At 73.9% G+C, this 11,970-nt stretch carries 8 protein-coding genes and 1 pseudogene; all 9 read left to right on the top strand.

Translation table 11 applies throughout. The annotated features are described in order from the left end of the window. Window positions 1-6: 6 nt before the first annotated feature. Window positions 7-168 (top strand): annotated as a pseudogene (locus AB0K17_RS30375) (beta-ketoacyl synthase N-terminal-like domain-containing protein); the annotation flags it as partial. A gap of 105 nt (window positions 169-273) precedes the next feature. Further along, window positions 274-5,619: a type I polyketide synthase gene (locus AB0K17_RS30370; RefSeq protein WP_365984966.1), complete on the top strand. Its 5,346-nt coding sequence runs from the start codon at window positions 274-276 to the stop codon at window positions 5,617-5,619. A 7-nt stretch (window positions 5,620-5,626) separates the two neighbouring features. Next, window positions 5,627-6,388 carry a thioesterase domain-containing protein gene (locus tag AB0K17_RS30365; RefSeq protein WP_365970194.1) on the top strand — a complete coding sequence of 254 codons (762 nt, stop codon included), beginning with the start codon at window positions 5,627-5,629 and terminating at the stop codon, window positions 6,386-6,388. A 64-nt stretch (window positions 6,389-6,452) separates the two neighbouring features. Beyond that, the gene (locus AB0K17_RS30360; protein ID WP_365984965.1) at window positions 6,453-6,695 is read left to right on the top strand and encodes an MbtH family protein; all 243 of its coding nucleotides are present in this window, start codon (window positions 6,453-6,455) and stop codon (window positions 6,693-6,695) included. Between the two features lies 1 nt (window position 6,696). Next, the gene (locus AB0K17_RS30355) at window positions 6,697-7,908 is read left to right on the top strand and encodes a cytochrome P450 (RefSeq protein ID WP_365984964.1); all 1,212 of its coding nucleotides are present in this window, start codon (window positions 6,697-6,699) and stop codon (window positions 7,906-7,908) included. Between the two features lie 95 nt (window positions 7,909-8,003). Then, complete coding sequence (locus AB0K17_RS30350) at window positions 8,004-8,471, top strand: DNA-binding protein (protein WP_365984963.1); 468 nt, start codon at window positions 8,004-8,006, stop codon at window positions 8,469-8,471. After that, window positions 8,468-9,481 carry an ATP-binding cassette domain-containing protein gene (locus AB0K17_RS30345; RefSeq protein WP_365970190.1) on the top strand — a complete coding sequence of 338 codons (1,014 nt, stop codon included), beginning with the start codon at window positions 8,468-8,470 and terminating at the stop codon, window positions 9,479-9,481. The genes AB0K17_RS30350 and AB0K17_RS30345 overlap by 4 nt, the downstream gene beginning before the upstream one ends. Further along, window positions 9,478-10,305 carry an ABC transporter permease gene (locus AB0K17_RS30340; protein WP_365970189.1) on the top strand — a complete coding sequence of 276 codons (828 nt, stop codon included), beginning with the start codon at window positions 9,478-9,480 and terminating at the stop codon, window positions 10,303-10,305. The genes AB0K17_RS30345 and AB0K17_RS30340 overlap by 4 nt, the downstream gene beginning before the upstream one ends. A 187-nt stretch (window positions 10,306-10,492) precedes the next feature. Beyond that, window positions 10,493-11,659 (top strand): cytochrome P450, encoded by a 1,167-nt coding sequence (locus AB0K17_RS30335; RefSeq protein ID WP_365984962.1) that lies wholly within the window; start codon window positions 10,493-10,495, stop codon window positions 11,657-11,659. The last annotated feature ends 311 nt before the right edge of the window (window positions 11,660-11,970 follow it).

Here is an 11,970-nt window from a genome sequence, read left to right as displayed (position 1 = left end):
TCGTTGGTGGCGTTGCATTGGGCTGTGCGGTCGGTGGTGTCGGGGGAGTGTGCGTTGGCGTTGGCGTGTGGTGCGACGGTGATGTCGACGCCGGGTGCTTTTGTGGAGTTCTCGCGGCAGCAGGGTTTGTCGCCTGACGGCAGGTGCCGTTCCTTCTCCGCTGATGCATCGGGCACCGGGTGGGCCGAGGGTGTGGGTGCGCTGGTCGTGGAGCGGCTCTCACGCGCCCGACGCCTGGGGCATCCGGTCCTAGCCGTCATCCGTGGCAGTGCGGTGAACCAGGACGGTGCGAGCAACGGCCTGACCGCTCCCAACGGCCTCGCCCAACAACGCGTCATCGGCACCGCCCTTGCCAACGCCGGATTACGCCCCTCGGACATCGACCTCGTGGAAGGCCACGGCACCGGCACCCGCCTTGGCGACCCGATCGAAGCGCGTGCCCTGATCGAGGCCTACGGCAAGCATCGCCGGCCCGGCAAGCCGCTGTGGCTCGGCTCATTGAAGTCCAACATGGGCCACGCACAGGCCGCCTCCGGCGTCGGCGGCGTCATCAAGACCGTCCTGGCGATGCAGCACGGTCTGATGCCGCGCACGCTCCATGTCACCGAGCCCACGCCCGAAGTCGACTGGGACGGCGCAGGGGTTGCCCTCCTGACCGAGGCGCGACCGTGGACCGTCGAGCCCGGCCGGCCCCGGCGCGCGGGCGTCTCCTCCTTCGGGATCTCCGGCACCAACGCCCACGTCATCCTCGAAGAACCCCCCGAGCCCACCCCATCTCCGCGCACCGGCACCCCGCTCCCTCTGGTCCTCTCGGCCAAGACCCCCACCGCCCTGAAGACCCTCGCCCGCAGCCTCCACGACCACCTCACCACCACGCCCACCCCACCCGACCCCGCCGACGTCACCCACACCCTGGCGGTCCGCGACTCGGGCTTCCCGTACCGTGCCGCGTTCCCCGCCGGCGATCGGGAGGCGCTGCTGGCCGGACTCAACCAACTAGCCGTCGGCGATCCGGCCGACGGCGACGACAAGGCCCCCACCGGCAGGCGGCTGTTCATGTTCGCCGGTCAGGGCACCCAACGCGTCGGCATGGGCCGGCAGTTGTATGACGCCTTCCCCGCCTACACCGACGCCTTCGACGAGGCGTGCGCCGCCCTCGACGCGCATCTGGAGCGACCTCTGCGCTCCGTCGTGCACGCGCATCCCGCCACCGCGGAGGCGCTGCTGCTCGACCGCACCGAGTACGCCCAGCCCGCGCTCTTCGCCGCCGAGCTGGCGCTGTACCGCCTGGTGCGGTCCTGGGGCGTGGTGCCGGACCTGGTGCTGGGCCACTCCGTCGGCGAGCTGGTCGCGGCCCATGTCGCCGGAGTGTTCTCGCTGGAGGACGCCGCGGCACTGGTGGCCGCGCGCGGCCGGTTGATGCAGGCGCTGCCCGCCGGCGGGACCATGGTCTCCGTACGGGCGCCGCTGGCGGAGGTTGAGCCTCTGCTGGCCGGCCGCGAGGACCGGGCCGGCATCGCGGCCGTCAACGCGAGCACCGCCGTCGTCGTCTCCGGCGAGGCCGGCACGGTCGCGGACATCACCGCCGAGCTGGCCTCCTGCGGCCACAAGGCCGTTCCGCTCACGGTGAGCCACGCCTTCCACTCCCCGTTGATGGAACCGGTGCTGGAGCCCTTCCGGGACGTCGCGGAAAAGATCGCCTACCGTCCGCCGCTGCTGACCGTGCTGTCCAACGTGACCGGCGGCCCGGCCGACCCCGGCGAACTGGCCACCTCCCAGTACTGGGTGGAGCACATCCGCCGCCCGGTCCTCTTCGCCGAGGGGGTGCGCGCCGCGCGGGCCGCCGGTGCCGTCCACTTCGTGGAGATCGGCCCCGGCAGCACCCTGGCGTCGCTCGCGTCGGCCGTCCTGGCGGAAGCGGACGCGGGGCCCGAGGACGCCGAGCGGCCCGGCCTGCCCCGCCGCAACGTCGTCGCGCTCCAGCGCGGCGCCCGCGACGAGGCGGTGGCACTCGTCGAGGGCCTGGCCGCCGGGTACGCCCGCGGCCTCGCCGTCGACTGGACCACCGTCGCGGGTGCGTGGGGCACCGGCCGTACGACGCCCCTGCCCACGTACCCCTTCGAGCACCGCCGGTACTGGCTCGACCCGGGTCCGGCGACCCCCGCGGCAGCCGCCGGCGGCCATCCGTTCCTCGGCGCCGGGCTGGAGGACCCCGAGGGCGGGAGCGTGGTGTGGTCCGGGCGGCTCTCGCCCCGCGACCACCCCTGGCTGACCGAGCACGTGGTCGGGGGCCGGACACTGGTGCCGGGTGCCGTGCTCGCCGAACTGGTCTGCAGGGGCGGGCGCGAGGCCGGGTACGACCGGGTGGACGAGCTGGTCCTGGAGGAGGCCCTGCCCCTGGCGGACGGCACCGAGGTCGAGCTGCGCCTGGTCCTCAAGGCGCCGGACGCGGCCGGCCGGCGCCCCTTCGCCCTGCACTCCCGCCCGGCCCCGCCCCCCGGCGACGCGCCGCGCAGCCCTGCCGTCGCATGGACACGCAACGCCGGCGGCGCACTGGCCGAGCGGCCCGCGGCCGACGCGCCACCGGCCGGCCTCGCCGCCTGGCCGCCCGACGGCGCGAAGCCCCTGCCCCTGGACCCCGCCGACGCCTACGCCGCACTCGCCGCGCGCGGGCTGGCGTACGGGCCGGCGTTCCGGGGCCTGAAGGCACTGTGGCGCACGGAAGCGGACGGCGCCCTCCACGCGGAGGTCGAACTGCCCGCCACCGCGGGCCCGGCGGGACGCTTCGTCCTGCACCCCGCCCTCCTCGACGCCGCCCTGCACGCTGTCGAACACCGCACCGCCGCAACCACCGCACCGGACGACAAGGCCCGCATCCCGTTCCTGTGGAGCGGGGTGAGCGTGCACGGCACGGGCGCCACGGCCCTGCGCGTACGCATCCTCCCGCTCGGCACCGACCGGGTCGGGCTGGAACTGGCGGACGACAAGGGCGCGCCGGTGATGAGCGTGGCCTCCCTGACCCTGCGCACGCCCCCCGGGCTCCCGGAGCTGTGGCGCCCGGCCTGGACGCCGTACCCGCTGCCCGCGGTGCAGGAGCCCGTCCGCGTCGCCGTACTCGCCCCGCCGTCCGGCGCGTCCCCGCTCCTGCCCGGTGCTGCGCGGTACGCGGACCCGGCGGAGCTCGTCCGGGCCCTCGCCGCCGGCGGTGGGTCGCCCGACGTGGTCGTCGTGCCGTGCACGACGCCGGACGGCGGTGCCGAAGCGATCCGCCGTACCGTGCGGCGCGTCCTGGCCCTGCTCCAGCAGGTGCCGGCCGAGCCGTCCCTGGCCGGGTGCCGGATGGCCGTGGTCACCGTCGGCGCCGTGGGCGTGGCGGACGGCGAGGCACCGGCGGACCTGGCCGGCCGGGCCGTCTGGGGCCTGCTGCGGGCCGCACAGGCGGAGGAGCCCGGCCGGTTCGCGCTGCTCGACCAGGACGGTACGCCGCCCTCCCTCGCCCTCCTCCCCGCCGCCCTCGGCACGGGTGCACCCCAACTCGCCCTGCGCGACGGCCGGGCGTACGTCCCCGCCCGTACGGCCGTGGGTACCGGCGCGGGCCTGCGGCCCCCGGCCGGGCCCTGGCGCCTGGACCACGTGGGCCGGGGCACCCCGGAGAACGTGGCGCTGGTGCCCTGGCCGCAGGCCGCGGCGCCCCTGCGCACCGGCGAGATACGGGTCGCGCTGCACGCCGCGGGCGTCAACTTCCGCGACGTGCTGCTGACCTTGGGCGTGATCGGCCCCCGGGACGGGGTCCGGGCGTCCGCGGTCGAGCAGAGCGCCGAGGGCGCCGGCGTGGTCACCGAGGTCGGGCCGGGCGTGTCCGGACTCGCGGTGGGGGACCGGGTGGCCGGGTTGTTCGCGGCCGCGGGTCCGGTCTCCGTCACCGACCACCGCCTGGTGGCCCGCATGCCGCGCGGCTGGTCGTTCCCGCAGGCCGCCGCGGTGCCGGTGGCGTACCTGACCGCGTACTACGGCCTGGTGGAACTGGCCGGGCTGAGGGCCGGCGAGACGGTGCTCGTGCACACGGCCACCGGGGCGGTGGGCATGGCGGCAGTCGGGCTGGCCCGGCACCTGGGCGCGGAGGTCTTCGTGACGGCGAGCCCCGGCAAGCACGCGACCCTGCGCGCGATGGGGATCCCGGACGACCACATCGCCTCCTCGCGCGACGCCGCCTTCGCCGCGGCCTTCCGCCGCGCCACCGGGGGCAGGGGCGTCGACGTGGTCCTCAACTCCCTCGCCGGGGAACTGACCGACGCCTCCTTGCGCCTGCTGGCCGACGGGGGGCGCTTCCTGGAGATGGGCAAGACCGACGTCCGCGACCCCGCTGCCGTCGCCCGCGAGCACCGGGGCGCCCGCTACACGCGGTTCGACATCAGGGACGCGGGCCCCGGGCACCTCGGCGGCATGCTCGCCACGATCACCCGCCTCCTCGGGCGCGGGGCGCTTGCGCCCCTCCCGGTGGACGTGCGGCACGCGACCCGCGCCCCGGAGGCGTTCCGGTACGTCGCCGAGGCGCGTCACACCGGCAAGGTCGTCCTGGCCCTGCGCACCTGGGAGACGGACCGGCCCGTGCTGGTCACCGGCGGCCTGGGCACCCTGGGCGGGCTCGTGGCCCGGCACCTGGTACGGGCGCACGGCGTCGGGCGGCTGATCCTGACCGGCCGCCGGGGCGCCGAGACCCCCGGCTGCGCCGAACTGACGGATGAACTGCAGGCTCTGGGCGCCGACGTCACCGTCGCCGCCTGCGACGCCGGGGACCGGCAGGCCCTCGCCGAACTCCTCGCCGACCTCGGCCGCCGGGGCCTCGCGCCGGGGGCCGTGGTGCACGCGGCGGGCGTGACGCACGACGCTGCGGTGGCCACCATGACGCAGGCCTGGGTGGACGAGGTGCTGCGCCCCAAGGCGGACGCCGCCGTGCACCTGGACGAGCTGACCCGGGACGCCGGCCTGTCCGCCTTCGTCCTGTTCTCCTCGGTGGCCGGGACGACCGGCTCCGCCGGACAGGCCAACTACGCGGCGGCCAACGCCGTCCTCGACGGCCTGGCCGAGCGCCGGCACGCGGGCGGGCTGCCGGGGTTGTCCATCGCCTGGGGCCTGTGGGAGCCGCCGAGCACCCTGACCGGACGGCTGAGCGCTCTCGACCGGCAGCGGCTCGCACGGCAGGGCATCGGGGCCCTGTCGGCCGAGGAGGGGCTCGCGCTGTTCGACGAGGCCGTACGGGCGGGCGCCCCCACGGTCGTGGCGGCGCGGCTCACGCGAGCGGACGCCACCGTCCCGCCGCCTTTCGACCCCGGGAGCGACGCGGCCCGGCAGCCGGCCCGGCCGCCGCTGCTGGAGCTGGTGCGGGCGGAGGCGGCGGCCGTACTGGGGCACGACGGGCCGCAGGCCGTGGCCCCCGACGCGCTCTTCCCGCAAATGGGGCTCGATTCCCTCGGCGCCATCGAATTGCGCAACAGGATCTCGGCCGCCACCTCCGTCCCGCTGCCCCCGACCCTGATATTCGACTATCCCAGCCCCCGGGAGCTCGCGGACCATCTCGGCCGTGAATGCCCCGGCTGGGAGAAAGGGACGGAAGAATGAGGGGAAAATGAGGGGAAACCGCCGCTGGTTGATGTCCTTCCGCAGCGAACCGGCTGCATGCCCCCTGCGCCTGGTGTGTTTTCCGCACGCTGGCGGCTCGGCCGGTTCCGTCTTCCCGCTCTCCGCTGCGGCACCACCGGAACTGGACGTGGTGGCCGTGCAGTACCCGGGCCGGCAGTGGCGCCGCTCCGAGGCGGCCGAGCACGACCTGCACGGCCTGGCGCGGGGCGCCGCCGAGGCCGTGGCGGCGCTGCCGCCGGCCCCCACCGCCTTCCTCGGGCACAGCATGGGGGCGCTCGTCGCCTTCGAGACCGCGCGCCTGCTGGAGCGCCGCCACCCGGGCGGCGTGCTGCACCTGTTCGCCTCCGGCAGCCGGGCCCCCGCCCACCCGCGCGCCGAGGCACGCCGCGGGACATGGAGCGACGAGCAGATCGTCGCGGAAGTACGACGCCTGGGCGGCACGGACGCGGGGATGCTCCCGGACGACGAGGCCCTGCGGATGAACCTGCCCGCGCTGCGGGACGACTACCGGGCCCTGGCCGCGTACGCCTGCGCGCCCGGCGCGGCCACCGGCGTCCCCCTCACGGCGCTGGTCGGCCGCGAGGACCCCACCACCGGTCCCGACGACGCCGCGCGGTGGCGGACGCACACCACGGCGGCGTTCGGCGGCGTGCACGTGTTTCCCGGCGGGCATTTCTATCTCGCCGCACAGGCGGACGCCGTTCTGCGCCTGGTGATTGAACGCCTTGCCGCCGTACCGCGGCCGTGACAATGTCGGCTGTGACCATCCCGTACGTGCGGCACGCCGCCGGAACCGACAATGGGGAGGGACGATGGCCAATCCGTTCGAGGACGAGAACGCGTCCTACGTGGTGCTGATCAACGACGAACTCCAGCATTCCCTGTGGCCGAATTCGCTGGAGGTTCCCGGCGGCTGGCGCGTGGTGTTCGGCGAGGCGAGCCGGGCGGACTGCCTGGAATACGCCAACAAGAACTGGACCGACATGCGGCCCAAGAGCCTCGTCGACGCGATGGACGCCGCCGCGGCCGAGGCCGCCGACCGGCCGGGCACATGACGTGCCCGGCCGGGCGCGCACGCTGAGCCTGCTGAGCCTGTTCGGCCCCGAGTGGGGCACCGACCCCTACCCGCTGTACCGGACGCTGCTCGAGCAGGGCCCCGTCCACTGGGACCGGTGGATGCGCAGCTGGCTGGTGCTGGGGCACGAGGAGATCACCCGCCTCTCCCGGGACGAACGGCTCACCGGCGCCCGCATCGAGGCGTTCCACGAGCAGCTGCCGGCCTCGGCGAAGTCGGAGATGTCGGTGCTCAAGGACGTGCTCTCGCGCATGATGCTCTTCAACGAGCCGCCCGAGCACACCCGGCTGCGCCGACTGATCAAACCCGGACTGACCCCCCGCTTCATCCACGACATGCGGCCGCTGATCGAGGAAAGGGCCGACGCGCTGCTCGACCGCGCGCTCACCGGCGGCACCCTGGACGTGATCCACGACTACTCCGAGCCGCTGACCCGGGAGGTCGTCGCACGGCTGGCCGGCGTGCCCGGGCACGGCATGCCGCTGCTGGAGAACTGGCAGGGCCTGCTGCTGGAGTTCTACACCCAGTCCGCCCGGCAGGTCCCGCGCATCCGGGCCCTGCGCGAACTCTTCGACGAGGGGGCCCGGGCCCGGCGCGAGGGCAGCGGCGCGGACCTGTTCAGCCGCCTGATCACCGACCAGCTCCGGGGCGGGCAGTACACCGACGACGAGGTCTTCGCCAACTTCCTGCTGCTCATCGACGCCGGGCAGGCCACCACCACCCACCTGATCGGCAACGCCGTCCTGGCGCTGCTGCGCCACCCCGATCAGCTGCACCTCCTGCGGGACAAGCCCGAACTGGCCGCGAACGCCGCGCACGAGTTCCTGCGGTACGACAGCTCGGTGCAGTTCACCAGCCGGGTCGCCCTGGCCGACATCGAGCTGGCCGGCCACCGCATCGCGGCGGGCGACTCGGTGGCGCTGGTGCTGGGGGCGGGCAACCGCGACCCGCGCCGGTACACCGACCCCGAGCGGCTGGACGTGACACGCAGGGCGAGCGACCACCTGTCCTTCGGCCACGGCATCCACTACTGCCTGGGCGCGGCCCTGGCGCTCGCCGAGACCGAGATCGCCGTCGCCCGGCTGCTGGCGCGCACTGCGGACCTGTGCCTGACCGAGGAGCCGGTATGGATCGAGAACGTCAACTTCCGCTTCCTGTCCCGGCTTCCGGTCCTGTGCACGCCCCTCGCGTGATCGTGCGAGGAGGCGTCACTCGAAACGGTATCTTCAATTCCGCGTTTTCAACGTCCCGTTGACAACGCGATGTTGGCAGCGCCACGATGCCGGACGTGGACAACCGCGAATCGACGAACACCCCGTTCCGGCCGGAGGATCCGGACCAGACCCGGGCCCGGCGCGAACACCTGGCACTGGCCCGCATCCGGGAGCGCTTCGGCGGCCCCTGCGAGGGCGGCCAGGACCCCCAAGCGGGCCCCGGCCCGACCGCGCAGGAAGCGGTCGCCCTGGTCAGTGCCCTGGCGGGCGGTACGGCCGGGCCCGGCCGTACACCGGCGGTGGACACCACCGACCTGCTGGCCGCCCTGACCCTGCTGCCGCGCGCCCGCGCCGAGCTGGACGCCCTGGAGGCGGGGCTGATGTTCCTCGCCCGGGAAGCGGGCATGACCTGGGCCGAGATCGCCTTCGGCCTGGGCCTGCGCTCGGCCCAGGCCGCCCAGCAGCGCTGCGGCCGCTCCCTGGGGCGCAAGGACGACAGCCGCAAGGACGAAAGCCGTGACGACAGCCGAACCCGAGGGTGACCGTGCGTACTGACCTTGCAGTGGAGACCAGCGGGCTGGTCAAGTCCTTCGGAAAGACCCGCGCCGTCGACGGACTCGACCTGTCCGTCCCCGCCGGCGCCGTCTACGGGGTGCTGGGACCCAACGGCGCGGGCAAGACCACCACGCTGCGGATCCTGGCCACCCTGCTGGCCCCCGACGCCGGCTCCGCCCGCGTCTTCGGGCACGACGTCGTGCGCGAGGCCGACGACGTGCGCCGCCGGGTGAGCCTGACCGGGCAGTTCGCCAGCGTCGACAACGAACTCACCGGCGAGGAGAACCTCGTCCTGCTCGCCCGGCTGCTGGGCCACTCCGCCCAGGCCGCCCGGGCCCGCGCCCGCGACCTGCTGGAGGCCTTCGACCTCGCCGAGTCCGCCGACCGCCCCGCCCGCACCTACTCCGGCGGCATGCGCCGTCGGCTCGACGTGGCCGCCGGCCTGGTCGTGCGCCCCGAGCTGATGTTCCTCGACGAGCCCACCACCGGACTGGACCCGCGCAGCCGCAACCAGGTGTGGGAGATCATCCGCGCCGTCGTCCGGCGCGGCACCACCGTCCTGCTCACCACCCAGTACCTGGAGGAGGCCGACCACCTGGCCGACCGCGTCGCCGTCATCGACCACGGTAAGCTGGTCGCCGAAGGCGCCCCCGAGGAGCTGAAGAAGTCCGCCGGCAACGGCTCCCTGCGCGTCGAACTGCGCGACCCGCAGGACCTGGAGGACGCCACCCGCATCCTCACCTCCGCCCTCGGCGTGCCCGCCCACCCCGGCGGCCCCACCCAGATCTCCGCCCGCGGCGCCGATGCCCACACCGTCGCCCGTGCCCTCGGCGTGCTGACCCAGTCCATCGACGTCGAGGACTTCTCCATGGACCGCCCCAGCCTCGACGAGGTCTTCCTCGCCCTGACCGGGCGCCCCGCGACGACCGAAGTCCCGCAGCAGCCGGGCACCCCCCGCAACGGCAAGCACGGCACAGCACACAGGGAGCCCCGATGACGACGGCCGCTCACCCCGCACCCGCGCGGCACACACTCGAGCAGGTCCTGGGCGAGGACGTCCGCCCCGCCCGCCCCGGAGCGCTGTCCTCCACGCTCACCCTGGGCTGGCGCGCCATGACCAAGATCAAGCGGTCGCCGGGGCAGATGTTCAACGCCACCGTCACGCCGGTGATGTTCACCCTGATCTTCACCTACCTCTTCGGCGGGGCACTCGGCGGCAGCACCGGGGACTACCTGCAGTTCCTGCTGCCCGGCGTGCTCGTCCAGGGCGTGCTGTTCATCTCCACCCAGACCGGCGTCGCCCTGACCACCGACCTGCAACAGGGCATCTTCGACCGCTTCAAGTCCCTGCCGATCTGGCGGCCCTCCCCGCTCACCGGCGCCCTCCTCGGCGACGTCGTGCGCTACCTCATCTCCTCCGTGGTCGTGGTGGCCGTCGGACTCGCCCTCGGCTTCCGGCCGCACGGCGGATTCACGGGCGTCGTGGCCGGCATCCTGCTCGTGGTGCTCTTCGGCTTCTGCGTCTCGTGGATCTGGACCCTGCTGGGCCTGGCCCTGCGCACCCCCCAGGGCGTCTCCGCCCTCGGCATGCTGCTCCTGTCCCTGCTCACCTTCGCCAGCAACATCTTCGTCAGCCCCGGCACCATGCCCGGCTGGCTCAAGGCATTCGTGGACATCAATCCCGTCGGATTCGTCGTCACCGCCGCACGCCAGCTGATGAACGGCGACCACCCCGGCGAACTCGGCCCCGCGCTGATTTCCTGCACCGTCCTGCTCCTGGTCTTCGTGCCCCTCAGCCTCCTGCGCTACCGCAAGAGCTGAAAAGCCCGCGCAGCGGTCGTACGGCATTCCCCCGAACATTGCCGCCCATTCCCGGGCCGGATAGCCTCGTCGGCGAACGGAAATCCGCACCACCCGACCGAGAGGCACCGGCCCACGGGCCGGACATCGATGGGGGAATGCCGTGCTCCACAGCGCACCAGCCGGGAGCGGAATCCCGGAGATCTCCATGACCGACGCCGAGGTGCTGCGCGATCCCGTCGCCGCCTACGCAAAAGCCCGGGAGGAATCCCCGGTGGTGCGGCTCGTGGCACCCGGCTTCGGCGGCATCTGGGCGGTCACCCGCCACCACGACGCCAAGGCGCTCCTGAACGACCCCCGGTTCGCCATGACCGCCGACAGCTGGAACCAGCGCATACCCGACGACATCCGGCCCTACATGCTGACCATGTCCCACATGGACGGCCCCGAGCACACCCGGCTGCGCCGGCTGGCCCTGCCCGCCTTCGGCACCCGCCGCGCCGCCGAGCGCAGAGCCCTGATCGAGCGCATCACCGACCGCCTCCTGGACGACCTGCCCGGCCACGCCGAGAACGGCACCGTCGACCTGCTGCAGCACTACGCCCGCCCGCTGCCCACCGCCGTCGTCGGCGCCGTCGTCGGCATCCCCGAGGACGAACGCCCCCGCTGGCGCGAGCACATCGCCGAGATCGGCGCCGGCGGAGCCCGCTACGACGCCGCCCTGCGCGCCGTCGTCGACGGCGCCCGCGCCGTCATCGCCCTGCGCCGCAAGGAACCCGGCGACGACCTCGTCTCCGACCTGCTGCGCGCCCAGGCCGAGGACCCCGACCGGATCACCGACACCGAGATGATCACCATGGTCTGGCACACCGTCCTCGCCGGCCAGGACAACCTCGCCAACTTCATCGCCAACTCCGTCGTCGGCCTGCTCTCCCACCCCGACCAGCTCGCCGCTGTACGCGCCGATCCCGGTCTGATGCCGCGCGCCGTCGAGGAACTCATGCGCTGGCGCCCCCCGCTGCTGCTCACCGCCATCCGCTACGCCCGCGAGGACGCCGACCTGTGCGGCGTGCCGGTGGCCAAGGGCGACTCCGTCGTCGCCGTCATCGCCAGCGCCAACCGCGACCCCAGGGCCTTCGCCGACCCCGACCGCCTCGACGTCACCCGCCCCGCCGGAACGGCCGTCCACTACGGCTTCGGCTACGGCCCGCACTACTGCATCGGCGGCTCCCTGGCCCTGCTGGAGGCCGAGGTCGCCCTCACCGCCCTGCTGCGCCGCCACCCCGGCCTCGCCCTCGCCGTGCCCCCGCAGGACGTACCGCGCCTGCCCAACCCCGGCAGCTGGCACCTGACGGCCCTGCCCGTCACCCTCTGAACCACCGCTGCGCGAGCGGGAATTCTTCACAGTAAAACAATGCCCGCGGTGCGGTCGCGGTGTTCAGAAACCTTCTTTGACACCCCCGAAAGCACGGTCCTAGATTTGTGCGGCGCCGGGCGGTCCGAGGTCTTTCCACGGCGCGAAGCGTCCGGCATGAACGCGGACGAGGCGGAGGAGGTGAACCGCCATGCGCTACCTGCACTGATTCCGCGAGAAATGATGCTTGTGGACACCTATGTCGACTGGTACGTGCGGCGGGCCGCCGCCGTCGAGTGGCGCACCTCCGAGCGCTGGCGGCACGGCCCGTT

Origin of the sequence: Streptomyces sp. NPDC049585, from assembly GCF_040675615.1 — a bacterium.
GTDB lineage: Bacteria > Actinomycetota > Actinomycetes > Streptomycetales > Streptomycetaceae > Streptomyces > Streptomyces luteosporeus.
Note: the sequence above shows the minus strand (reverse complement) of the source record. Positions and strands in the feature narration are given on the sequence as shown.